The sequence below is a fragment of the Methanomicrobiales archaeon genome (genome assembly GCA_030019205.1).
Lineage (GTDB): Archaea > Halobacteriota > Methanomicrobia > Methanomicrobiales > JACTUA01 > JASEFH01.
On record JASEFH010000006.1, the window covers coordinates 19,663 to 42,455 of the forward strand.

At 65.0% G+C, this 22,793-nt stretch carries 22 protein-coding genes; 6 read left to right on the forward strand and 16 right to left on the reverse strand.

Translation table 11 applies throughout. The features are described from left to right. Window positions 1-21: 21 nt before the first annotated feature. The 4 genes from QMC96_04950 to QMC96_04965 form a co-directional block, all read right to left on the reverse strand. Window positions 22-252 (reverse strand): hypothetical protein, encoded by a 231-nt coding sequence (locus QMC96_04950; protein MDI6876104.1) that lies wholly within the window; start codon window positions 250-252, stop codon window positions 22-24. 183 nt (window positions 253-435) lie between these two features. Next, window positions 436-2,451 (reverse strand): DEAD/DEAH box helicase, encoded by a 2,016-nt coding sequence (locus QMC96_04955; GenBank protein ID MDI6876105.1) that lies wholly within the window; start codon window positions 2,449-2,451, stop codon window positions 436-438. Further along, on the reverse strand, window positions 2,448-3,257 hold the full coding sequence (locus QMC96_04960) for a winged helix-turn-helix transcriptional regulator (protein ID MDI6876106.1): 810 nt from the start codon (window positions 3,255-3,257) through the stop codon (window positions 2,448-2,450). The genes QMC96_04955 and QMC96_04960 overlap by 4 nt, the downstream gene beginning before the upstream one ends. Continuing rightward, window positions 3,241-3,753 (reverse strand): ArsR family transcriptional regulator, encoded by a 513-nt coding sequence (locus QMC96_04965; GenBank protein ID MDI6876107.1) that lies wholly within the window; start codon window positions 3,751-3,753, stop codon window positions 3,241-3,243. The genes QMC96_04960 and QMC96_04965 overlap by 17 nt, the downstream gene beginning before the upstream one ends. Before the next feature lie 58 nt (window positions 3,754-3,811). On the opposite strand from QMC96_04965, the gene hypF reads away from it, so the two are divergent. After that, window positions 3,812-6,055 (forward strand): carbamoyltransferase HypF, encoded by a 2,244-nt coding sequence (gene hypF, locus QMC96_04970; protein ID MDI6876108.1) that lies wholly within the window; start codon window positions 3,812-3,814, stop codon window positions 6,053-6,055. A gap of 151 nt (window positions 6,056-6,206) precedes the next feature. On the opposite strand, the gene QMC96_04975 is transcribed toward hypF, so the two are convergent. Together QMC96_04975 and QMC96_04980 are read right to left on the reverse strand one after the other, a co-directional pair. Beyond that, window positions 6,207-6,692, reverse strand: a complete 486-nt coding sequence (locus tag QMC96_04975; protein MDI6876109.1) for a HEAT repeat domain-containing protein — start codon at window positions 6,690-6,692, stop codon at window positions 6,207-6,209. Between the two features lie 389 nt (window positions 6,693-7,081). Next, on the reverse strand, window positions 7,082-9,109 hold the full coding sequence (locus QMC96_04980) for a PAS domain S-box protein (GenBank protein MDI6876110.1): 2,028 nt from the start codon (window positions 9,107-9,109) through the stop codon (window positions 7,082-7,084). Between the two features lie 167 nt (window positions 9,110-9,276). Here QMC96_04980 and QMC96_04985 point away from each other — a divergent pair, with 167 nt between their 5' ends. Next, on the forward strand, window positions 9,277-9,963 hold the full coding sequence (locus tag QMC96_04985; GenBank protein ID MDI6876111.1) for a DUF72 domain-containing protein: 687 nt from the start codon (window positions 9,277-9,279) through the stop codon (window positions 9,961-9,963). A gap of 880 nt (window positions 9,964-10,843) precedes the next feature. Here QMC96_04985 and rpl12p read toward each other — a convergent pair. The 8 genes from rpl12p to QMC96_05025 all read right to left on the reverse strand — a co-directional run bounded on the left by rpl12p (window position 10,844) and on the right by QMC96_05025 (window position 16,527). Next, window positions 10,844-11,161: a 50S ribosomal protein P1 gene (rpl12p, locus tag QMC96_04990; protein ID MDI6876112.1), complete on the reverse strand. Its 318-nt coding sequence runs from the start codon at window positions 11,159-11,161 to the stop codon at window positions 10,844-10,846. Between the two features lie 23 nt (window positions 11,162-11,184). Beyond that, on the reverse strand, window positions 11,185-12,039 hold the full coding sequence (locus QMC96_04995; GenBank protein ID MDI6876113.1) for a 50S ribosomal protein L10: 855 nt from the start codon (window positions 12,037-12,039) through the stop codon (window positions 11,185-11,187). Between the two features lies 1 nt (window position 12,040). Next, a complete protein-coding gene (locus QMC96_05000) occupies window positions 12,041-12,685 on the reverse strand; it encodes a 50S ribosomal protein L1 (protein MDI6876114.1) in 645 nt (214 codons plus the stop codon). Window positions 12,686-12,739: 54 nt separating this feature from the next. Next, window positions 12,740-13,219 (reverse strand): 50S ribosomal protein L11, encoded by a 480-nt coding sequence (locus QMC96_05005; protein MDI6876115.1) that lies wholly within the window; start codon window positions 13,217-13,219, stop codon window positions 12,740-12,742. Between the two features lie 198 nt (window positions 13,220-13,417). After that, window positions 13,418-13,891, reverse strand: coding sequence for a transcription elongation factor Spt5 (locus QMC96_05010; protein MDI6876116.1), 474 nt, complete (start codon window positions 13,889-13,891; stop codon window positions 13,418-13,420). A gap of 5 nt (window positions 13,892-13,896) precedes the next feature. After that, window positions 13,897-14,103 carry a protein translocase SEC61 complex subunit gamma gene (locus tag QMC96_05015; GenBank protein ID MDI6876117.1) on the reverse strand — a complete coding sequence of 69 codons (207 nt, stop codon included), beginning with the start codon at window positions 14,101-14,103 and terminating at the stop codon, window positions 13,897-13,899. Between the two features lie 4 nt (window positions 14,104-14,107). Further along, window positions 14,108-15,217 carry a cell division protein FtsZ gene (ftsZ, locus tag QMC96_05020; GenBank protein MDI6876118.1) on the reverse strand — a complete coding sequence of 370 codons (1,110 nt, stop codon included), beginning with the start codon at window positions 15,215-15,217 and terminating at the stop codon, window positions 14,108-14,110. Further along, window positions 15,214-16,527 (reverse strand): D-aminoacyl-tRNA deacylase, encoded by a 1,314-nt coding sequence (locus QMC96_05025; protein MDI6876119.1) that lies wholly within the window; start codon window positions 16,525-16,527, stop codon window positions 15,214-15,216. Before QMC96_05025 ends, ftsZ begins: the two co-directional genes overlap by 4 nt. A gap of 84 nt (window positions 16,528-16,611) precedes the next feature. Between QMC96_05025 and QMC96_05030 the strand changes: the two genes are divergently transcribed. The 3 genes from QMC96_05030 to QMC96_05040 are packed head-to-tail and all read left to right on the forward strand — an operon-like array spanning window position 16,612 to window position 19,840. Beyond that, window positions 16,612-16,788 (forward strand): hypothetical protein, encoded by a 177-nt coding sequence (locus QMC96_05030; GenBank protein ID MDI6876120.1) that lies wholly within the window; start codon window positions 16,612-16,614, stop codon window positions 16,786-16,788. After that, window positions 16,785-17,987 (forward strand): molybdopterin molybdotransferase MoeA, encoded by a 1,203-nt coding sequence (locus QMC96_05035; protein MDI6876121.1) that lies wholly within the window; start codon window positions 16,785-16,787, stop codon window positions 17,985-17,987. Before QMC96_05030 ends, QMC96_05035 begins: the two co-directional genes overlap by 4 nt. Next, window positions 17,981-19,840, forward strand: coding sequence for a molybdopterin biosynthesis protein (locus tag QMC96_05040; GenBank protein MDI6876122.1), 1,860 nt, complete (start codon window positions 17,981-17,983; stop codon window positions 19,838-19,840). Before QMC96_05035 ends, QMC96_05040 begins: the two co-directional genes overlap by 7 nt. On the opposite strand, the gene QMC96_05045 is transcribed toward QMC96_05040, so the two are convergent. After that, window positions 19,806-20,252 carry a TIGR00725 family protein gene (locus tag QMC96_05045; GenBank protein MDI6876123.1) on the reverse strand — a complete coding sequence of 149 codons (447 nt, stop codon included), beginning with the start codon at window positions 20,250-20,252 and terminating at the stop codon, window positions 19,806-19,808. The genes QMC96_05040 and QMC96_05045 overlap by 35 nt on opposite strands. Before the next feature lie 328 nt (window positions 20,253-20,580). Between QMC96_05045 and QMC96_05050 the strand changes: the two genes are divergently transcribed. Then, window positions 20,581-21,243: a hypothetical protein gene (locus QMC96_05050; protein ID MDI6876124.1), complete on the forward strand. Its 663-nt coding sequence runs from the start codon at window positions 20,581-20,583 to the stop codon at window positions 21,241-21,243. Between the two features lie 904 nt (window positions 21,244-22,147). Here the strand turns inward: QMC96_05050 and QMC96_05055 are convergent. Continuing rightward, window positions 22,148-22,771 carry an FkbM family methyltransferase gene (locus tag QMC96_05055; GenBank protein ID MDI6876125.1) on the reverse strand — a complete coding sequence of 208 codons (624 nt, stop codon included), beginning with the start codon at window positions 22,769-22,771 and terminating at the stop codon, window positions 22,148-22,150. Window positions 22,772-22,793 lie beyond the last annotated feature (22 nt).

Sequence of the window (22,793 nt, forward strand, 5' to 3'; positions counted from 1 at the left end):
AGGTATTGCGCCGATACCGGATCAGCTCTCTTCGGCGATCGCTCCTGCGAGCCGGAGGCGGTTCACGACGAACGCGGGATCGGGGCAGGTGGACTCGAAGTGGCGGATGAAGTTGCGGATGAACCTGTCGCGGTCGATCTCGTGCTCGATGACCTTCTGCCTGTCGATGCTGGATCGGGTCAGCCGGTCGAGGATGTCCTTCAGGCGGGTGTCGGCGACGGCATCGGCATAGAGGATGCAAATCGGTATCATTTTGTATCGAAGTCTTGTCTGTGCTGTTAATTTAAATATTTTCTGAATTTTTACTGGATTTATCGAAATCCATCGGCATAAACCCATTTTTTTAGAATAACAACGCAGGACAATCCTGATTCAGGAAAGAAACATTCAAAAAAGATATATACAATAATAAAACTTTAAAAATACCGCGGATGCCTACCGCCGTTCGCGGCGCTCCCCTGCATCCAGCTCCGCCACGATCCGGATCGGGTCGTCGTGCTCCCGCACCAGCTGCTGCAGCTCCAGCAGCCTCTCCGCACCGAGGAAGTGCCTCGCCATCACCCGGGCCATCTCCGAGAGTTCGATCCGCCCGCTGGACCTCCGCACGAGCCGGTAGTCCAGGAGCGTGCCGAGCACCGGTTCCAGGCTTCCCACCATCGTCTCGCCCATCCCGGCGAGATCCTGCTCCCGCCCCCGGCAGACGACCGCGTTCGCCACAAACTCTTCGGTACTCTGTTCGAGATCGTACGTCGGGGCCACCTCCTCCATCTCGCCCTTCAGCAGTTTGATCGCCACCTCCTCCTCGGTGTACGGGGTGGTGCGGGAGTAGGAGCCGCCGGGTTCGGCCAGGATGACCACCTTGCCCAGGTCATGGAAGAGCGGACGCCCCGACCGCCCGCTCATCTGGTGGAACTCCTGCACCGAGAGCCACTCGATCCCCATCGCGAGCGAGTCGAAGATCACCTGCGAGGCGGGGAAGTCCACGCCGGCGGCGAGGGCGGCGGTCGTCACCACGGCGGCGAGCTTGCCGTTCTCGAACTTCTCCTCCACCTCTTTGCGCTCCTTCGAGGTGAGGCCCGCGTGGTAAGCGGCCGCCCGCTTCCCGAGCGCATCCGCCAGGGTATGGCAGCGGGCGCGGGCGTTGGTGAAGACGATCGTCTGGCCGCGGTATCCCTTGGAGGAGACCTGTGCGTACTCCGCCTCCACCATCTGGCGGATGTACTTGACCTTCTGGGCCCTCTCCACGAAGAGGAGGTGTCGCTCCAGCGGCACCGGACGGTCGGCATAGGTTACCAGGTCGCAGCGGAGCTTGCGGGCGAGGAGGTGCGGGGCTCCGATGGTCGCGGAGAGGTAGAGGAACTGCGCCTGGGGGGCGAGGTACTTCAGCCGTGCGATCAGCCCGTCCAGACGATGGCCCCGCTCCGGGTCCTCGAGCATCTGCACCTCGTCGATCACCACCGTGCCGATATGCCGGATCTCCCGCCCGCACCGCAGCAGGTGGTCGATGCCCTCGTAGGTGGCGACGACGATGGGGGCGCCGATGTCCCGCTCCCCCACCGAGCGGGTCTCGGGGAGGTTGAGCCGGCTCACGCCCGTGTGCAGGGCGACGTTCGCGATCTTCCCGTAGCGCTCGCGGAACCGCTGGTACTTCTGGTTGGCGAGCGCCACCAGGGGCACCAGGAAGAGCATGCGCCCCCTCCCCTCCATGTAGTTCTTCAGCCCGGCCATCTCGCCGATGAACGTCTTCCCGCTCGCCGTCGCCGAGACCACCAGGAGGTGGCGCCCCCGCAGCAGACCCGCGTCGACGGCGAGCTGCTGGACCGGCATCAGCGACTCCACGCCGGATGCCCGGGCAAACGCGGGGGGGAGGGCCAGATCCTGGATCCGGGCCGTCTCCCGCACGACGTGGGCTTCCAGGCGATCGAAGAGTGTGTGGGAGAGATCCAGCTCCTCCGGCTGGATGGCGGCCAGGACGCGGTCGAGATCGCGGTAGGTCTTCAGGAGCTGCTCGATATAGGCGAGGGACTTGGTGCCGAACCGCCCCAGGTAGCCGACCTCGCGGCGGATCTCCCGCCGGGCGCAGTCCAGGCAGATCGGCTCGCGGCAGTAGATGTACCGGGTATCCTCGTCGAGCGGGGTGAACCGCTCCTCAAAGAGGCACATGCGGCAGGCGGTGACGAAACTGCAGGGTATCTGCAGGTCTTTCAAGAAGCGTTCGAATGCGGGATCCGGGGCGGTGAGCTGCACCACACCCTGCCGGAGGGTGTTGATCAGGTCTTTCGTGGGCGTCTGCCTGAACTGCCGTTTTCCGGGCTTCTTCAGCTGGTAGTTCTTCGGGCGGAGCCCCTTCTGGGTTCCGGCGATCTCCACCTGCCCCACCGCCTCCAGCCGCCTCCCGTTCAAAAGAAGGAGCCTGTATTTACCCCTGTGGGGCTGGACGACGATTCTCATGCTGCGGTCAGATCGTAGATGGTGTAGCCGAGGCCGGTCGCCTCAAGACGCTTCAGGAAATCCGTGAACTCCTCGTCCACGATGACGATGGCGCACTCGATCCCGTGAAACGCCGCCTCGATGATGCCTTCCCGCGCCCCGAAGAACATATCCGGCTCCCGCCCGAGAGCGCGGATGGCGACCTGCGCCTCCAGACCGACCGCGCCGACCATGGCGACGCGATCGAGCACCGTGCGGAGCATCCTCCTGTCGACCTTCCTCGAACCTCCGCGCTCCACCCGGGGCACCTTGCAGACCTGGACCGCCCCCTCGCGGTGGTCGATGATCCCCGATAGCTGCGCGATCCCCAGATCCTGGCCTTTTTCGGCGTCCATGGTGGCGATCCCCATGGCAGCGCGGGGCTGCGTGCCGGCGTAGAGCAGCCCGTCCTGCATGTAGACGCCCACCGTATCCCCCTCCCGCAGCGGTTCGGCGGCGATCGCCGTCCAGACGGCGATCTGGTGGATGATGTCCCGCCGGATGTGGCGGGCATAGGTCTCGAGCACCTCGGCGTTGCCGAGAACCCACTCGATCCCCTTCCGGGTGACCTCGTAGCGCCCCCGCCCGTGCGCGCTGACCATCCCCTCCTCCACCAGCTCGCGGATGTACTCGGACACGGCCTGCGGGGTCACCCCGAGCTTCTGGGCGATCTCCTGCTGGCGGACGGCCGGCTGGTTCTCGGCGATCTCCACCAGTATCTGGAAACGGGTCGCTTCGCTTTTGCTGCGCAGAATCACGTACAGAGGATCGTTAACGGGTTCGCTCAAGGAGCACCATTCCCTGCCCTTTCACGTCGAAGTGAGGGATGCGCTTGGCCAGACCCTTCACGAAGATCGGACTCACGCCGAATTTCCGGGAGAGGTCGTTGATTGACGTGTTTCCGTTCCGTATCTCCTGCTCGACCTGCTCGACGACCGTACGCAGGCATTCGTCCGTGGAGATGGCGATGTGGAGCAGGTCGGCGAGATCGTGCATGTTGCACTGGAAGTTCGCCCGGAACCGGCTGTAGATGGTCCTGTACTCCCGGGCCGGCTTCTGGCCGGGCGATGGCATCCTCCACTGCTCTTCGATCAGGTTTCCCTTCTTGAGGATTGCAAGACAGTCCGAGACGGTCGCCGCATCCCACTGCGCGGTCAGCTCCTCCTCGGTCAGCCAGTTCCGGTTCAGGCGCTCGAAAATCTCCTTGTACTTCGTGTTGTTGAAACAGACAAGCAGAGGGATCATCTCCACCGGATCGTTCACTATCCTGATATGGCCCGTCAAGCAAAACCCCAATTATTATAAGGTGTTGAGCCTCAATAAATTTTTTCAGAATTTTCTGATGCGTTCCAGTGGAAAGATCCTCGTCCGTGGCATTGTACAGGGAGTCGGGTTCCGTCCTTTCGTATATGCACAGGCGCTGCAGCTCGGTATCCGCGGCACCGTGAAGAACACGGGGAGCGAAGTCGAGATCGTCGCCTACGGCGATCGGTTCGAGGAGTTCCTCGGCGCCGTCAGCCGGGGCCCGCCCCTCTCCCGTATCGACAGTGTCGAGGTTCACGCGGTGAACGGCGAGGCGCCTCCCGCGTTCGAGATCCTGCCGAGCGGGACGGGAGCGCTCTCGGGATTCATCCCGCCCGATGTCGCCGTCTGCAGGGAGTGCCTGGAGGACATCCTGCAGGAGGGCGGACGGTACGAGAACTACTGGGCGACATCCTGCGTAAACTGCGGACCGCGCTACAGCATCATACGCGGGATACCCTACGACCGCGAACGGACCTCGATGGCGGAGTTCCCCCTGTGCCCCGCGTGCCGGCGCGAGTACTCGGATCCGGCATGCCGCCGGCACCACGCCCAGACCATCGCCTGCGCTGCCTGCGGCCCTCAGCTGGCGCTCCTCGATGCCGGAGGCGGCCCCGTAGAGACCCCGGATCCCATCCGGGAGACCGCCCGACTCCTGGACAGCGGACGGATCGTCGCCGTGCGCGGGATGGGGGGATTCCACATCGCCTGCATCGAGGAGTCCGCGGGCGAGCTGAAGCGAAGGCTGGGGCGAACGGAGCAGCCGTTCGCGATCATGGTGAAGCCGGAGGCGCTCGATGCCCTCGCCATCGTCTCTCCGGAAGAGCGGCAAGCCCTCACAAGCCCCGAGCGCCCGATCGTGGTGCTCAGGAAACGCGATCCCCTCGCCCATTCCTCCATCAGCAACCTGCACACCCTCGGCTGCATGCTCCCCTACACCGGGCTCCACCATCTCCTCTTCACGCGGCTCGAGCACCCGCTGCTGATCATGACCAGCGCGAACATGCCCGGCGACCCGATGATCACCGATACCGGGACGGCGGTCCGCAGACTCGGAAAGGACGTGGACTTCTTCCTGGTGCACAACCGCGCGATCCTCAACCGCTGCGACGACTCCGTGGTGAGGAGCGGCTATATCATCCGCCTCTCCCGCGGCTGCGCTCCGAAGCGCAGGCGGATCGATCTCGGGCGCCGCCAGATCCTGGGGGTGGGCCCCGAACTGAACTCGAACATCTCCCTCTACAAGGACGGGTTCTGCATCACCTCCCCGCACATCGGGCACGTGCGGAACCCGCCGACCCTCGCCTACCTGCAGGAGACCGAGGAGAAGCTCCGGCGTCTGATCGGGGCCCGGTACGACACCATCGCCCACGATCTCCACCCTGCGTTCCTCTCCACGCGCTTCGCCGCATCGCTCGCCGGGGAGTTCGGGGCCGATCTCGTGGCGGTGCAGCACCACCGGGCGCACATTGCGGCCGCGACGATGGAGCCCTGCATCGGCATCGCCATCGACGGGGTCGGCTACGGGGACGACGGGCGGGTCTGGGGAGGCGAGATCTTCGCGGGCGCGGTCCCGCACCTCGAGCGCGTCGCCCACCTGGAGTCGGTGCCGATGCCGGGCGGCGACCTGGCGACGCGCTTCCCGGAGCGGATGCTCTACGGCATCCTCCCCGAAAGCGGGACGCTGGAGCTGCTCGGGGACCGGGGCTGGAGCGACGTGGAGCTGGGGGTGCTGGAGCGGCAGGTGGAGCGGGGCGTCCACGTCGCCTGGACGAGCAGCGCCGGGCGGGTGCTGGACGCCGCCGCCGCCCTGCTCGGGATCTGCCGCGAGCGCACCTACGACGGCGAGCCGGCGATGCGGCTCGAGGCTGCGGCGTTCCGCGGTCGCCCCGAGCCCTGGCCGCTCGCGTACCGGCAGTCCGAGCGCTGCGAGATCCTGGAGACGCGGACCATCCTCGCGGAGGCGTTCCGCCGCTTCCAGCGCACCGCCGGGCTGACTTCCGCGGAAAGAGAGCGGACGGTGGCGGACATCGCCGCCTCGGTCCAGTTCAACCTGGCGAGGGGGATCGCCGCGCTGGCGATCCACGCATCGGAGCAGAGCGGCATCGAGACGATCGTCCTGAGCGGAGGGGTGGCGTACAACGATGCGATCCGGACGACCATCGCGGAAGAGCTCGCCGGCAGGGGGCTGACGCTCGCCGTCCATGCCGAATACCCCCTGGGGGACGGCTGCATCTCCTACGGTCAGTGCATCCACGCCGCCCTCCTGCACCGCGAGGGCTAGAGGCGCGGAGCCCGGGCCGTCCGATCGCCCGTCGAGGGGAACGACAGCACGCATGAACCGTCAGAGAAGGAGCCGGCGCACCAGAACAGGAGAGGTCTCGACGGTTCGGCTTCTGGCGGATGAAGAGCGTGATGGTATGATGGGAGTCCGGTCAACTCCCCTCATAGGCTTCCATGACGTATCCGATGAACTCCTCGCCGTGCATCTCGAACTGATGCTGGACCTCCCGAACGCCCTCCGGGTCCCCGAGCTTCAGCAGCGCAGCCGCCGTCAGCGCACGGCAGGTCTCCGAGGTCTCGTCGCGAAGGCACTGCACGAGAGGCTGCACTGCCCGTGCGTCTCCGATCTCCGATAGGGCCCAGACCGTCGGATTGCGCACCTGGGCATCCTGGACCCGGAGCGTATCGATCAGGGGATCCAGAGCCGGCGCCCCGATCCTGGCCAGCGCCATCGCCGCTCCCCAGCGGATATCGCGGTGGCCGTTCTTCAGAACTTCGAGCAGGGGATCCACGGCCGGTCCACCGATAGAACCGAGCGCATACACGGCTTTCAATCCTTTATACACGTCTCCGGCCGAGAGGACCTGGATAAGGCCTCCGACATCTCCCTTTTCAACCAGTTTCTCGATCTCGGGCATGGCAGACACCCGCCCCACAGGGGCAAACAACGCTACAGCGTGCTTAAAAATAATTTTTTGTCAGCCAGAACTGTTGTGCGCATATGAAATGCAATGGTGGCGCGCAGGTATAGTTCGCACTGCTGCCTTGCACAAGTGGATGCCAATGGGAGCAAGCATCTGTGGCGGACTGCCGGATCCCGATCCCCGTGCCGCCACCCGGGGATCCGTTCGGGAGGCCCGCGCCCGCGATCTCACCCCCTCCTTGCCCCCCGGTGGCCGCACGGCGGGAATGGCTGTCCTCCGCGATCGGGATGGGAGAGGGGGCCGGGCATCTCGCCTCCACCGTCCCTGCCGCAACCGGGGGATGGCTCACGCGATCCCCCGCACTCCCCTCCCTCGCCGGAACGTCAGGAGAGGTGACGTCCCCCATCACCGCATGCACCGGGGAGAGATCCCCGAACTCCCGCGTGAATCCGGGCAGCCGTGGACGCCGGCTGCGTCCGCTGTCGGGACACCCCGAGCCGTCGCCGCAGCCCGGTTATGTCGCGGATGGACTGGATCGCCCCCACGCGGTTGCCGTGCCGGTCATAGAGCGGCGAGGCCCGCCCCTGGAGCAGCCGCCGCCGCCCGTCCCGGGAGAGGGTAAGGTAACCCTCCGCCATGACCGACTCCCCCTCCCTGCGGAATACCCTGTAGAGAGACTCCGCCGCCGGATCCGACCCGCCCACCAGATCGATCAGCAGCGGGCGGGAGCGCCCGTAAAACGGAAGCGCATAGGCGAAATCGCTCTTTCCCAGCATCTCCCCGCGCGCAACGCCGGTCAGATCCTCCATGGCGCGGTTCCAGGCGATCACCCGCCGATCGCTGTCGATCACGAACGTGGCATCGGGGAGGAACTCGATGATATCCTGGAGCCTGCAGTTGGCGTCCAGGAGCGCCTCCTCCGCTCTCCTCTTCTCGGTCATGTCCTCGTAAGTGACGTACTGGTTCCCGTCGGAGAGGGTCACGGGGCGGAAGACGATCGGTTTTACCGTGCCGTTCTTGCACCGCACGTCGAACTCCCGCATGCGGACCTCGCCGACCGATGCACGGGCAAGGTCGGACTTCCAGGTCTCGACCGCCTGTCTCCGATATTCAGGATCGGGAAACGCCCGGGCAAACCAGGCCCGCCCGTCCGGGATGTCCCTCCGGGTATACCCGAACGTCTCCGTGAACTTGCGGTTTATGTAGCAGTATTCCCCGTTGCGGTCGATGATGGCGATCGGGTAGGGGGAGAGATCGGCCACGTCCCGGAATCGCTGTTCGCTATCGTGCAGCGCATCCTCGGCGATCATGCGGCGGAGCGCCATCGACGAGAGGTTGATGAACGAGTCGATCGTGCTCTCGTCGCCGATGTCCGCTCCCCCGGGAAGGAAGACGGTGATGCTGCCGTAGAGCTGGCCTTCCCAGGCGAGGCCGGCGACGTAGATCTCTTCCATGCCGAGGGCACGCGCCAGCGCATCGGACGTCTTCTCGGGCAGACCCCACGCGGTTACGTCGTAGAGATGTCTCACGTCGTGATCGCCGGCCTGCGGGCGGCGGATGGTAGCCGTGCGGGCGAGATCCCAGACGGCGAGGGGATCGGCGGGAATGCCCATGCCGACGATATCCCTGCCCAGGACCTGGCGGAACAGGTCCCGCGCCCGCTCGTCCTGGACGCCGCGGACGCAGAGTGCGCCGGAGATCGGGTTGTAGGCGTTGACGACGGCGATTCCCTGCGGGATCAGGTCGTGCAAGCCCTCCCCGATCAGCCCGTAGATATCCTCTTCGGTGTGGAGGCGGACAAACTGCATGGCAGCCTGTGCCAGAAACTCGATGCTCTCCAGATGCCGGATCTCGCGCTCTTCGAGTTCCTTCTCGCGGGTGATGTCCTCCAGGACGATGGTCAATCCGCGGTTCCCCCCCTCGAACGCGGTCGGGAGCACCTTTCCCTTGAAGTGGAGCGTCAGCGCATCCCGAGCGTGCACCAGGTCCGCGAACTCGATCCCCTCCCGGATGCCGCTCCGGATCGCCGTGCAGATCTCCGAGTCCGTGACGAGGGGGAGCGTGATCTCCGTGATTCTGCGCCCCAGCACGGCGTCCCGCACGCAGCCGATGAAGTCGAGGTAGTGGTCGTCCACCTGGACGAGATGGAGATCCTCGTCCAGCACCAGGATGAATTCCGCGGTAAAGTTCATGAATGCCGAGAGGGGAACCCGCTTTGAGAGGCGGTAGACCTTGGCGTTCCCGATGGCATCCACCTCCACGCGGCCGGACGTCAGCAGGATCTCGAGATACTTGGCAACGGAGTGGCGGTTCAACCGGGCCTTCCGGGAGAGTTCCGAGATTGTCATGCCCTTCTGCTTGAAGCGGAGGAGATTCACAATTTTTGCAGTTGCCTGGTGCTCCTGCTGCATGATACTTCTGGATTCACACGCATGACATATATAGGCTCGGTACGCCCCCCCCGATTCCGACCCGATCCCCGGGTGCGAGACGACAGCCCGCACGCGGGGCAGGCGGAGATGCGGGGAGATCCCCGGCCGGGGAACGTATTTATACTCCCGTACCAGAACCGCCCGGGATGGAGATCTACGTGGGCACGAGCGGGTGGTCGTACGCCTGGAACCGGGGAAGGAGCCTGGCGTGGTACGTCGAGGAGCTCCGCCTGAACGCCGTCGAACTGAACGGCAGCTTCTACCGCTTTCCCCGGCGGGAGCACGTGGAGGGCTGGGCCCGGGACGGATCGTCGCTTCGCTGGGCGGTGAAGGTGCACCGTCTCGTCACGCACCGCCACCAGTTCGGCGACGGGGCCCTGGAGGCATGGGAGCGGTTCCGCTCGATCTTCGAGCCGCTCGACGACCGTGTCGACTTCTACCTCTTTCAGGCTCCGCCGCGCTTCGCGGACACGGAGCGGCTGGCCGAGTTCGCACGGGCGGTAGACCTCGGCGACCGCTGCGCCCTCGAGATCCGGAACCGGGAGGTACTCGGGGACGATGCGAAGATGGAGGCGTTGCAGAGGCATGCTGTAGTGGTCTCGGTGGACTCGCCCCACGTCCATAACCGCATCTTTCCGGGCCCGATCGTCTACCTGCGGATGCACGGGAGAGGAGCCTGGTACGCCTACGACTACCCCGCGGAGGAGCTGCGCGAGACGGCGGAGCGGATCCGCGCAGCCCGCCCCGAGCGGGCGTACGTCTTCTTCAACAACGACCACAGCATGCCGGCGAATGCGCGGGCGATGCTGGAGATCCTGCGGGGAGCGGGATAGAAGAGACGCGCCCGGGGCAATCCCCACCGCCATCCTCCTCGGGAGGGGATCGCTCCTGCAGAGATCTCCGCATCGGAAGCGGGTGCGATCGCACCCCGGCACCTCTTCTCCGTTCCCGTCCGAGATCCGGAGCGGCACGGTTGCCTTGACCGTGGACTGCATCCCTCGACCGGCGGCATCCCGAATCCTTGCCGGCAGGCGGGGCTCTTTCAGGATGGCGAAGAATCATCGTCTCTATCCCGCAGAGGACTCATGGTTCAAGGACCGGATCTCCCTGTCAGACAGACTGCATCCTCTTCTGCAGGACTCATCTCGATGCGGAAGATCCCGGGGGGAGGCACGGTGAAGTATCGCTCCCGATCCTCTACCCTCGATCCTCTACCCTTGGAGGATATCGTAGCAGCGGGGTGGGGGCACGGGGGGAGGGGGTGCGCCCCCCTCCCCCTTCCAATTCCCCTCCCACAGGTGCGATAGGGCTTGACATCGGGGAAGAAAGCGGTTGGAATAGGGTGGCAACCGCTTCCTCGTCGAATACCCCTTCACCAATAGATGAAGAATCCACATCTGCAGGGGTGAGCATACGAATGGGGGATACTCGGGAAGGAGACGCACTCCCGTCCGCAAGTCACGATAGGCCTGTATCCCGTCAGACGGGCAGGAGCGGCGATACTGAAACGCAGGCTCTCCCCATCATCGCCCCGTCGACGAGTATCGCGCGTGCAGGTCCTGGACCGCATCTCCGGGACCCGTGTTGAGCCCGAACCTGCAGCGACTCCCTCTCTGTTCTCTCCGATCGGCACGGCGGCGAGCGGTCTGGCACGTACTCGCGAGCGATTGGGGGGGATGATCTTTGAAAAAGTGAGAGAAAGAGGCGATGAGTTCAGCCGAACAGGGCTCCGAGCCCTGCGATGCCGCTCTCTTCCTCCTCTTCCTTCTTCTCCTCCTTCTTCTCCTCCTTCGGTGCCTCCGCTGCGGGCGCCGCTGCGGCGGCTGCGGGTGCGGCGGCGGCCACCGGCGCTGCGACGGCGGCCTTGCTGATGGCCTCCTCGATGTTCACGCCTTCCAGGGCGGCGACAAGGGCTTTCACGCGGGCATCGTCTGCCGCGACGCCGGCGGCAGAGAGAACGGCCTTCACGTTCTGTTCGTTCACTTCCTTTCCTGCGTGGTGCAGGATCAACGCTGCATAGATATATTCCATCACAATCACCTGAGTCTTCGAATTTATTGTCCTTCCACGATACTCTTCAGGGCCTGCATCTCACGGAATGCCCGCCCGATGATGCTGTCCATCACGCCGGACTCGTAGATGGATGCCTCCACTCCCAGGGAGCGGGCCTCCTGCGCCGCCTTCGCCATCAGCGTGCCGATGGTCGACGGTGTCGGTATGACGGCGTTCACCGAGAGGTTGAATCCCTGCCGTACCGCCTGCACGAACTGGTTGAAGTAGGCCTCCTCGTCGATGACGAGCATCTCCGGGCGATACAGCGTGTGCTCGTAGTAGGTCACCTGCATGCGCAGACCGACGTCCATCGGCTTGACACCCAGTTTCTGGAGCACATCGGCCATCTTCTTGCTGATGACCTCGCCCTTGCGGACAACCGTCTTGGTATCCCGTATCCTGACTTTTCCCCCTTCGATGGCGGCGGGGATGCCTGCCTGCTGGAGCTCGCCCACGATCGGGCCGGGCTTGAAGCTCGTCGGACCCTTCTCCACCACGATATCCTGGGGCGCGATCTCGCCGGGCTTTGCGGCCATCTTCGTCTTGGTCTTCTCCAGCATCTTGTAGAGTCTGAAGGGATTCACATCCGTGAACAGGAGTGCGCTCTGGCCGGAGATGTAACCGCGGACCCCCTCGACGTCCCCGCCGAGTTCGGCGAGGGCGTGATCGATCAGGGTGTTTCGGGTCATCCGGATCTTCGCGACGTCGCGCAGGTCTGCCCGAATCTGCTGCAGCTGCGTGGCCGGAATCCCCTGCATGTCGACGAGAGCCATCGCCCTGTGGGAGCGGATGCCCTCCTTGATCATCTCCACTTCCCTCCGCTTCCAGGCGGGCAGGTGGCGGGTGTACAGAGGCATTCTACACCACCCTCACGGCAGGACCCATCGAGGTCTTGACGTACACCGCCCGGATGTTGTGCGGGCCCTGCTCCAGCACCGACTCGACCCTCTTGAGGATCGCATCGATGTTGTCTGCAATGTGATCCGGCGGCATATCCGTCGTTCCGACCTTGGCATGGAAGACCTTCTTGTCCTTCGTGCGGATCCGCACCGAACCTCGCAGACGCTCCACGATCGGGCGGATATCGGTTCCCGGCGGAATGGGCGTGGGCATCTTCCCCCGGGGCCCCAGACGGGTCCCGAGCCATCGTCCGACCATGGACATCACGGCATTCTCCGCCAGGAAGAAGCGGTATTCGGCGGCAATCTTGCGTGCCTCCCGGGGAGCCCCCCCGAGACGCTCGATGTCCTGGGGGCCCAGGATCAGGTCGACGTTCGCCTCCCGCGCCTGGGTGGTGATATCGCCTCGGCCGAGGACCGCAATCTTTGCCCTGTCGCCGGTTCCGTGGGGAAGAAGAATCGTCTCGTCGATACGGTTCTTCGGCTGCGCCATATCGATATTCCGCAGACTGACCGTGATATCCACGCTTTCACGGAATTTGCGCTCAGGCGCTTGTTCCAACGCTGCCTTTACAGCGTCGACTATTCTGGATCTCTCTACCATCCATTACCTCCATAGTTCGCGACCGCAACCGATCTCCTATGGGTTGTATTCGCATCACGATTCGACAAGCACGCTGTCGAACTCACCCTCGTCGATGGCCTTCAGAATCTCCTTGGGCTTTCGGCCGTTCACCTGGACGCCCAGGCTTACACACGTCCCGACCACCTCTTTGACGGCGGACTTGAGCGTGTACGAGAGCATATCGTCGAGCTTTACGCGGGCGATTCTGACAGCGGCCTCGAGCGGCAGCTCACCCACGAACTGGGTGTTGGGCTGGGCCGAACCCTTCTCGATACCGGCCTCTCTCATGATGAGCGCCGTCGTGGGGGGAATGCCCACGTCAATCGTGAAGTTCTTCTTTTCGTCGACCGTGACCGTCACGGGCACCTGCATGCCGTTGAACTCTGCAGTCTTCCGGTTGATCTCGTCGACGACCGCCTTCACGTTTATACCGAGGGGTCCGAGCGCAGGACCCAGCGGGGGTCCTGCGGTTGCCTTGCCGCCGGCTACCAGTACTTCGACCACTTCTGCCATCGCAGCAATCACCATGCCTGCTCCGCACGGGAACAGAGCTTGGGTTAAATAAGGTGGCACCCGGCAGACTTAAAGGTATCAATTGCATTCTGATCGCAGAACGGACCCGCCGACAGCGGTCTCCCATCCTGGAAGGCACTGCGGCGGCGGTTGCCGATTCGCCCGAGCGTGCGGGGAAAAGGGGAGGGGAAGGGGAATTCAGGCGCTCTCTTCGGCCTTCTCGACCACGCGGACGTGGTCGCCGCGGACCGTGATGGGGATCGGCACGACGCTCTCGTACAATTCCACGGTAATCTCTTCTTTCCCGGTATCGACACGTTTGACGACGGCTTTCTCCCCCTTGAAGGGGCCGGCGATCAGCTCCACGATCGTTCCCTCCTGGATGCCGCTCACCACCGGTTTCGGCACCAGGAAATGCGCCACCTCCTCGAGCCGCGTCTCCCCGCGCACCACGGAGCGCGCATGCGGGACCCGCTCGGCCAGCTGCTCGATGCGGGCGTACTTCTCCGGGGACTCCACGAGCACGTAGCCGCGGAGCTCGTCGGGGACGATGATGGCGGTCACCTTGATGTCGCTGCCGGACTCCACCACCTTCTTGATGCTGTCCGCGACTGCCCGCTCCTGCTTCGCCGTCGTCTTTATGGCAAATATCCTGTTCTCACCATCGGTCATAGGCATCAGTGTGGCAATACCAGCACGAACTCGTAGATCAGGAATCCAACGAGCCCGACGATCAGGATGCCGGCCGCTGCCACGATTGCGATCTTCTGGAACTCCTCCCGCGTGGGAGTCCTGGCGAGTTTGAGGATCCGCCAGTACTTGCTGAACAGTTCCTCTTCGATCTTGAAGCCCTTCGCCTCTACCTGGAACTTCTTGAAATCCATATCCTCACTTCATGAAATCTATCTCGAACTGCCGCACCATTCTCGGAGCGGCCTTCTCGGCGCGGCCGTAGATCTGGGGGGAGTGCACACCGGTCACCACCAGCATCGTGCGCATCTTGTGCTGCATGTCGGGATCGACCTGGGCTCCCCAGATGATCCGGGCGTTGGGATCGATGCGGTTGTATACCTCCTGCACCACGCCCTCCGCCTCGGCGATGGTCATATCGGGGCCGCCGACCACGTTGACCAGGGCAGCGGTGGCACCGGAGATGTCCACGTCCAGGAGCGGAGAACGGAGGGCCTTCTTGACAGAGTCCGCCGCTTTATCCTCGCTGTCGCTCTCTCCCATGCCGATCATCGCCACGCCTCCGCGCTCCATGACGGTCCGCACATCGGCGAAGTCCAGGTTCACCAGACCCGGCATGGTGATCAGTTCGGTGATCCCTTTCACGGCCCGGGTAAGTACTTCATCTGAGACCTTAAAAGCTGCGTAGAGCGGCAGGCGGGGTACGACCTCCAGCAGGCGGTCGTTGGGGACGACGATCACCGTATCCGCCATGTCCCGCAGGCGTTCGAGTCCCGCCTCGGCGTTTTCGCGGCGGATCGTCCCTTCCGCGGTGAACGGCAGGGTGACGACGGCAATGGTGAGAGCCCCCTCCCCCCGCGCCGCCTTCGCCACCACCGGCGCGCACCCCGTTCCCGTGCCTCCCCCGAGACCGGTGGTGATGAAGACCATATCGCAGCCCGAGACCGTCCGCTTGATATCCTCCTCGTTCTCGAGAGCCGCTTCCTCCCCCACCTGGGGGATGGACCCTGCCCCCAGCCCCCGCGTCCGCTGCCGCCCGATCAGGAGCTTGTACTCGGAGCGGGTGCGGAGCAGGTGCTGGGCGTCCGTGTTGATGGCGATGAGCCGGGCGCCATGGATGCCCTCCTCCATCATGCGGGTGATTGTATTGCAGCCGCTGCCACCGCAGCCGACGACGGCGATCTCGGTTCGGAGCGATTGGAGGATCTCTTCCAGTTCCCTGTCCGCCTGCGTCTTCTCGGTGCTGACCGCCTCTTCCTCTGCCTGACCGTTCGCTCGAGCAATTGCCTCTTCCAATATCGATTTCATAGATACCTCGCCAACCCCGGGATGTGAATCTCTGTCACACTGCACGTCTGCACCATGGCGGGCGTGATCGTCCGCCCGTCGACCTCCACAGTCTTCCCTTCGGACAGCATGCCGAAGAGCGGGCCCTTCGGAACCCCGAAATCGCGCGCCTTCCGGGGGTCGAAACGGAGTCTCCGGATAATCAGACGATCACCCTCGACTGCAGTGTCTGCACAACCACTAATGAGTTTTACACATAAAGATATTAAATCATTGATTAATTCCGATTGATAATCCTGATACGTGATGAATTTGGGGAGTATCTGCCCCGATGATGCGGTTAAATGGACTACCGGAAGTCCGTCCAGTTCCGCAAGAAAGCCGCTCCCGTCCGCCCGCACCGCCTCGGCGACGAGTGCAGGAGGGAGGGATACAACCGCGGGATCGCCGTGTTCGGGCAGGTTGTGCGGGTGGCTGCGGGAGCCGGGTGCGATCTCCTCGCCGCACGCCCGGATCCCCAGGTAGGTCTCCCAGGCCAGGTTCCCCAGTTCCCGCAGCTCCCCCTCGCTCGCCTCCGGGACGGCGAGATCCCGCAGGAGGTCCCGGATCCGCGTCTGCTCGGGTGCGGAGAGGGCTTTTCTGTCCAGGTATGCCGCGACGGCGCCGCTCTTCTCCACCATCTGGCGCACGAGCGGCAGATCGAGGCGTCCCGCCTCCCGGCTGTGGGCGATGTGCCCGAACGCACCCCGGGTCGTCAGGGCGATCCCGCTCTCCCGGGCCGCGTAGTGGTTGCCCCCGAACCCGACGAGGGCTACCGTCCGCAGGGGGGACGCGGAGAGCACGCTACGCGCCACGGCACTCCCGGCTGCCGGGTCCACCCATTCGGTTTCGGTGCTGCCGATCTCCACGAAGAACGAGGGGGTCACCAGGTCCGTGGGCCCGTGGTGGGTCGCCTCGTAGGAGACCCGGTAGCCCCCGGGGGCCATCCGGACGAGGTTTCTCAGTACGGCGTGCATCCAGGCGGGGGCTGCCGGGGCCAGCTCGCCCGCCCGACCGCCCAGGGCAGCCGCATGGAAGTTGCCGGTGGCGTGCACGGTGAGGACGGGGCGGGGATGCTCGCTGCGGTGCCGCGAGAGGAAGACGATCAGATCAGCCCCGAGCCCGCGGTCGATCCCGTCCTGCTCGATCAGGCGCCCGTCCACCTCCACGGGGATCCAGCGGGGGGATGATCCGCGATCCTCCCCGGCTCCTGCATCCAGCACCTCCAGGACATGCTCTCGGATGTTCGCCCCGGCCGGATCCTGCCGGGACGAGATCAGTGCTACATCCATGCGTCGCCTCGGCGTGAAGTATAGGTACTTAATGCGTGCCTGATAGTAAACACTATTTCTATTGAGGGTGCACCCTACTTTACCATGGACGAAGACAAGATACGCCGCGCCCTGCAGGAGTCGGGAATCGAGAACCAGATTACCTGCGCTCAGGCCTGGAAGATCGCCGAGGAGTACGGTATACCGAAGGCCGATATCGGGGAGTTCTGCAACCGGTACCGGGTGAAGATCCGCGGCTGCCAGCTGGGCTGCTTCAAATGAGCGTATTCCTGCGGGTCGTCGCGGTGGAGAAGGCAATCGAGGTCGTCCGCTCCCTCGCGCCCCCGCCGAAGCGGGAAGTGGCCCTCCTGCCGGATGCCGCCGGGCGGATCCTGGCAGAGGACGCACGCTCCGATATCGACATCCCGGGCTTCCACCGCTCGATCGTGGACGGTTACGCGGTCGCCGCCCGGGATACGCACGGGGCGAGCGAGGCGATCCCCGCGGTGCTGACACTCGCGGGGGAGGTGGTCATGGGGCGCGCCCCGGAGCAGCCGATCCGCCGCGGGGAGTGCGCCTACATCCCCACCGGGGGGATGCTGCCGCCCGGGGCGGATGCCGTCGCGATGATCGAGCACGCCGAGCGGATCGGGGGCGACGTGCTGGTCAAGCGGGCGGTGGCGGCCGGCGAGAACGTGCTCGGGCGGGGGGAGGACTTCGCCGCGGGCGCGACCGCCATCCCCCGCGGGACCCGGCTCGGTCCGCAGGAGCTGGGCGTGCTTGCCGCCATCGGGTATGCGCACGTCCCGGTGACCGCCGCTCCAGAGATCGGGATCCTCTCCACCGGGAACGAACTCGTGTCCGTCTCCGCGAAGCCCGGGATCGGGCAGGTTCGCGACGCGAACTCCTCCGTCTGCAGCGGGTTCGTGCGGGAGTACGGCTGCATCCCCCGCTGCTACGGCATCGTCCCCGACAGCCGGGAGAGTCTGCGCCGGGCGCTGATCCGGGCCGTCGGCGAGTGCGACGCGGTTCTCGTCTCCGGCGGGAGCTCCAAGGACGAACGGGACATGGTCGCCTCGGTGATCGGGGAGATCGGGGAGGTGCTGGTCCACGGGGTTGCGCTCCAGCCCGGAAAACCCACGATCATCGGGCATGCGGAGGGGAAGCCCGTCATCGGCCTCCCCGGCCATCCCGCCTCCGCCTTCGTCGTGCTCGTCGCCATCGCCTCGCACCTGCTCTCCGCGATGACGGGGTATGCGCGGCGGCCGTGCACCGTCACCGCCCGCCTGCGGGAGAATATCCCCTCCTCCCGGGGAAGGGAGGAGTACGTCCGCGTGCGGGTGGAGAACGGGGAGGCGACTCCCCTGTTCGGGAAGTCCGGTCTCCTGAACACGCTGGTGCGGAGCGACGGCGCCGTCCGCGTTCCGGCGGGGAGCGAGGGGTTCGAGGCGGGAGTGGAGGTGGAGGTGCTGCTGTGGTGAAGAGATACCTGAAACTGGTCACGCTCGAAGAGGCGCTGGAGAGGATGCGCTCTGCCTTTGCGGCGCAGCCCCGGATCGAGCGCGTCCCGGTGGAGGAGTCCAGCGGGCGGATCACGGCCTCGCCCATATTTGCCCGGTTCTCGGTCCCTGCGGCTCACCTCGCCGCCATGGACGGGATCGCGGTGCGGAGCGGGGATACGGCGGGGGCCGGTGAACAGCACCCCGTCACCCTCCCGAATGCCGTGCGGGTCAACACCGGCAACGTCGTCCCGGCGGACTGCGATGCCGTGGTGATGATCGAGGACGTCTGGGAGGACGGCGGGCAGTACCGGATCCGCAAACCGGTCAGCCCATGGCAGCATGTCCGCCCGATCGGCGAGGATATCGGGGAGTCCGAGATGATCCTCCCCTCCGCCCACCGCATCCGCCCCTTCGAGCTCGGGGCCCTCTCCGCCTTCGGGGTCACGGAGGTCGATGTGATCGCGCTCCGCGCCGCCCTGATCCCGACGGGGAGCGAGCTCGTTCCCCGGGGCTCCGCTCCGGCGCCGGGGCAGGTGGTGGAGAGCAATACCCTGATGGCCGCCGCGTGGCTCTCGGACCTGGGCGTCACGCCCTGCTGCTATCCCATCACACCGGACGAGCCCGATCTCATCCGCACACGGATCGAGGCCGCCGTCGAGGAGAACGATCTGGTGATCGTATCGGCCGGGTCCTCGGCGGGGACGCGGGACTTCACCGCCGGAATCGTCGCGGAACTGGGGGAGGTGCTGGTCCACGGCGTGGCCATCAAGCCCGGAAAACCGCTGATCATCGGGAGGGTGCAGGGAAAGCCGCTGATCGGCCTCCCCGGCTATCCCCTCTCCGCGCTGACGGTGCTGCGGGAGATCGTGACCCCTCTTGTCGCGATGTACGGGTTCCCGCCGCCGCAGCGGGAGACGCTGCGGGCACGCCTCTCCGCGACCCTGACCTCCGAGATCGGCACGCTGGACTTCGTCTTCCTCACGGTGGGGCGGATCGGGGATGCATGGGTGGCCGTACCCCGCTCCCGCGGGGCCGGCGTGCAGATGAGCGCCGTGCGCTCCAACGCCTGCCTCCGCATTCCGGAGGATCGCGAGGGCTTCGAGGCGGGGGCAGAGGTCGAGGCGGAGCTGATGGTCCCCCGGGAGAGGGCGGGGCGGGCGCTCCTGGTCGTCGGGAGCCACGATCCCGCCCTGGACCACCTGGCCGACTGCCTCCAGCGCCGGGCAGGCGTGGAGATGCACTCCGTCCACGCCGGCAGCATGGGCGGGCTTCTCGCCCTGAAGCGGCAGGAGTGCCATGCGGCGCCGATGCACCTCCTGGGCCCGGAGGGGGATTACAACGTCCCCTACCTGCGGAAGTACATGCCGGACGCCCGCCTGGCGCTGGTCACGGTCGCGTTGCGGGAGCAGGGGATCCTGTCCCGTTCCGGGATCGGGTTCGAGGAGCTGCCGATGCACACCTTCGTCAACCGTCAGCGGGGCTCGGGGACGCGCATCCTGTTCGACCGCCTCCTGGCGGAGCGGGGGATGGACCCCGGGCAGATCGCCGGCTACGACCGCGAGGTCACCACCCACCTCGCGGTCGCGCTCGCCGTGAAGAGCGGCGAGGCGGATGCCGGGATGGGAGTGTACAGCGCTGCAAGGGCGCTCGGCCTGGAGTTCGTGGCGGTGGCCCGGGAGCGCTACGAGCTCGCGCTGCACCGGGACACCCTCGAGGACGGGCGCGTGCAGGCGATGCTCGCAGCGCTCCGCTCGGAGCCGTTCCGGGAGGTGCTCCGCCGCCTGGGCGGCTACGATACTACCGGGATCGGCGCGCTGCGCGAACTGCCGTGAGTGCGGCCTCTTCGGGGGTGCCGCAGCGGATGACTCCCTCGATCGCCCAGGTGCGGTAGCCGGAGAGCGGCCGCCCGCACTTCAGGGCGATCGCGATCTCGCTCAGCGTGCCGTACCCTCCCCCGATGGCGACCACGGCGTCGGCGGACTGGACGAGAACGGCGTTGCGGGCGTGCCCGAGGCCCGTGCGGATGGCGATGTCCAGGTAGGGGTTCCCCGCACCGGTGTGCGGCAGGATCCCCACGGTGGTGCCGTCCCGCTCCTTCGCCCCCCGGCATGCGGCCTCCATCACCCCGCCGAGCCCCCCGCAGCAGAGCGTCCCGCGGTGGTCGGCGATCAGGCCACCGACGATTCGTGCCGCCGCATACTCCTCCTCCGAGCAGGGCTCCGGGCCAATCACAGCGATCTGCATACCGCAGGGTGGATGGCAGGATAGAAAGAGATGGTGGTCGGCGCCCCGTTCCCCGGGGCCCGGTGCACGGCATTGGGTTTAATATTTCAATTTAATATATTAATATTTCTTTTTATACCTGAATTTTTAATTTAGTTTTTATTGCATATTACTGATGAATTAAGTCATTATGATAACTTATTTACGAATAATAATTATTAGGCTGTAAGGTATCTATAAATACTGGAATTTTCAAAATCCGACATGTGAGGAGCCCCATCCTCGTAGTGCCTTCTGGGGGAGAATGGGAGGGTGGGGACCTCACAGATGTTCCTAGGGGGATGTACCAATGAAGAAGAGACTCTATATGACCGTGGTTCTCTGCATGGTGTTTGCCCTGGCAGCACCGGCCCTTGCATTCGACGTGGGCGAGTTCCGCACCCAGACGCAGGGAGGGTGGGGAACGTCGGCGCAGGAGGGGAACCCCGGCGCGTATCGGGATGCCAATTTCGCATCAGCCTTTCCCGACGGTCTTGTCGTGGGCAGCGGGAACACGCTGACCTTGACATCGGCGGCCGCAGTCGAGGGCTTCATGAAGCAGGGCGGCGCTCCGAGGGCATTGAGCGGGAGCTTCGTTGACCCGGTGAAGCTGAAGAACACCTTCGCCACGCAGGTCGTCGCCCTGGCGCTCAACCTGGGATTCGACGCGTACGATCCCGACTTCGGTTCGAGCGCGACGGCCCTTGCGGACCTGGTGGTGAACGCGGGCGAATACGGGCACTGGGAGTACGACGAGGTCCTGATGGAGGACGTGTTCGTCGTCGATCTGGTCATCGACGAGAAGTTCGACGGCATGTCCGTCCAGGAGGTCATGGATCTCGCCAGCGCGGTTCTTGGCGGAGAGAACACCGACTACACACCCTCCGAGATCGCAGATCTCGTGGCAGCGATCAACGAGAACTTCGCGGATGGGGAGATCGAAGCATTCGAGGGATTCCTGACCGCTCCCTAATTAGCATACGTAGTGCAACGAGCAGCGGGAGCTTCCCGCGCCATACAGCAGAAGTAGCATACCCATCTACCCCTCCTTTCTTTCACGCCTGAAGCCTGCCCCCTCCGATACGACGGCTCCAGCGGGCGCGGTTCCTGCAGGGCAATTCTTTTTGTCCGTATTCGAGAAGTAGAACCCAGAACTCCGCCTGGAATACCCACATACCTTTCCATTACTCCCCCGCCGCCGTACCAGACGAAGGGGGCATCATCGCATGGCAGGCCAGGATTCCATCCGCCTTCCCCAGGGATCCCTGTCGCACGGGTGAGAGGCGGGGAACTGAAGGAGTGTGCACACCCCCCTCAACCCGTCCTCAACCAACCCAACAGGATAAGCCTTTCACGAGGTCGGATGAACGATCCATTCCCGGGATCGTGGAATATGATTTTCCGTTTATCTCTCGGAGAATTGCTTTTCCCTTTCTACGTCTCCACGCTTTCCTGTACAGGCCCTATCGCATGAAGCGGGAGGGGGCCCTTGAGGGGGAGGGGACGCACCCCTCCCCCCATCCCCCACCCCGCTGTTGCGATAGCCTCCAAGGGCGGAAATACGCAATCCAGCCCTATCGCAACTGTGGGAGCGCTCCTCCCCTGAAAATCCATACCTGATCATGAGAGCTCAAAGCATGGGAAGGTGCTCATACTATTGACTGCCCCTCCCCGTCGTCTCCGTAGAGCTTGCATGAAATCGGGGTGCGATCCCGCTCCTTCCCCTATCCCCACGCCCGCTGCTCCCGGGAACGGGCCCATCGCAACAGAAGGGGAGGGGTTATCGCCGCCTCCCCGTGGCGTGCTACGCACCTGCAGGAGCCGGGATTTCACCAGGGCTCCACGTCCAGTCGGTACCAGGCCATCCGGCAGATGCATCAGGCCCGGAGGACGGCGTGCAGCACCCCCAGGACGCCGAGCGGTCCCCGCTGGTGCAGCCACTCGATCTCGAACGCATAGTGCCGGCTGATGTACTCGAGCAGCGCCGGGTTTACGGGGCCGGAGATCGGGGGCACGTGCAGCTCCATCTCGATCCGGCGGATGCCCGCCAGCTCCGCCGGGACGATGGACCATTCTCCGCCCTCGCAGTCGCACTTCAGAAAGTCGCACCCTCCCGCCAGGGAGCGGAGCTCGCGGAGCGGATACGTTCGCGCGGAGACCGTCCTGCCGCCCCACGAGATCTCCCGCACGCCCCCATCCCCCAGAGCGCCCTCCAGCACCGGGACCCGCACGCCGTTCAGGGCGATGTTGGACCGCAGGAGATCGGCGGTCACCGGCTCCACGGCAAAGACGTGCCGCGCCCTTCGCGCCGCCCGGATGCAGAACGCGCCCGCGTTGGCGCCGATGTCCAGGACGACGTCGTCCGGGCGGATGTCGTCTGCGCGGTAATCCTCGATGGTGTACACGGAATCCCCGGGATCACCGCCCCTGACGAACTTCACACCGTCGGGAGCGACCAGCACGGCGTCCCCGCGCTGCCTATCCGGGAAGGCGCGGACCACGCTCTCATCCTCCTCCGCATCC

Bases quoted from the DNA above. Each gene is read 5' to 3' on its own strand.
- ftsZ (MDI6876118.1), bottom strand. From the start codon at position 15,217: ATGAAATCGATATTGGAAGAGGCAATTGCTCGAGCGAACGGTCAGGCA.
- QMC96_04950 (MDI6876104.1), bottom strand. From the start codon at position 252: ATGATACCGATTTGCATCCTCTATGCCGATGCCGTCGCCGACACCCGC.
- hypF (MDI6876108.1), top strand. From the start codon at position 3,812: ATGCGTTCCAGTGGAAAGATCCTCGTCCGTGGCATTGTACAGGGAGTC.
- QMC96_05005 (MDI6876115.1), bottom strand. From the start codon at position 13,219: ATGGCAGAAGTGGTCGAAGTACTGGTAGCCGGCGGCAAGGCAACCGCA.
- QMC96_05015 (MDI6876117.1), bottom strand. From the start codon at position 14,103: ATGGATTTCAAGAAGTTCCAGGTAGAGGCGAAGGGCTTCAAGATCGAA.
- QMC96_05025 (MDI6876119.1), bottom strand. From the start codon at position 16,527: ATGGATGTAGCACTGATCTCGTCCCGGCAGGATCCGGCCGGGGCGAAC.
- QMC96_04955 (MDI6876105.1), bottom strand. From the start codon at position 2,451: ATGAGAATCGTCGTCCAGCCCCACAGGGGTAAATACAGGCTCCTTCTT.
- QMC96_05030 (MDI6876120.1), top strand. From the start codon at position 16,612: ATGGACGAAGACAAGATACGCCGCGCCCTGCAGGAGTCGGGAATCGAG.
- QMC96_05050 (MDI6876124.1), top strand. From the start codon at position 20,581: ATGAAGAAGAGACTCTATATGACCGTGGTTCTCTGCATGGTGTTTGCC.
- QMC96_05000 (MDI6876114.1), bottom strand. From the start codon at position 12,685: ATGGTAGAGAGATCCAGAATAGTCGACGCTGTAAAGGCAGCGTTGGAA.
- QMC96_05010 (MDI6876116.1), bottom strand. From the start codon at position 13,891: ATGACCGATGGTGAGAACAGGATATTTGCCATAAAGACGACGGCGAAG.
- QMC96_04995 (MDI6876113.1), bottom strand. From the start codon at position 12,039: ATGCCTCTGTACACCCGCCACCTGCCCGCCTGGAAGCGGAGGGAAGTG.
- QMC96_05035 (MDI6876121.1), top strand. From the start codon at position 16,785: ATGAGCGTATTCCTGCGGGTCGTCGCGGTGGAGAAGGCAATCGAGGTC.
- QMC96_04975 (MDI6876109.1), bottom strand. From the start codon at position 6,692: ATGCCCGAGATCGAGAAACTGGTTGAAAAGGGAGATGTCGGAGGCCTT.
- QMC96_04980 (MDI6876110.1), bottom strand. From the start codon at position 9,109: ATGCAGCAGGAGCACCAGGCAACTGCAAAAATTGTGAATCTCCTCCGC.
- rpl12p (MDI6876112.1), bottom strand. From the start codon at position 11,161: ATGGAATATATCTATGCAGCGTTGATCCTGCACCACGCAGGAAAGGAA.
- QMC96_05045 (MDI6876123.1), bottom strand. From the start codon at position 20,252: ATGCAGATCGCTGTGATTGGCCCGGAGCCCTGCTCGGAGGAGGAGTAT.
- QMC96_04985 (MDI6876111.1), top strand. From the start codon at position 9,277: ATGGAGATCTACGTGGGCACGAGCGGGTGGTCGTACGCCTGGAACCGG.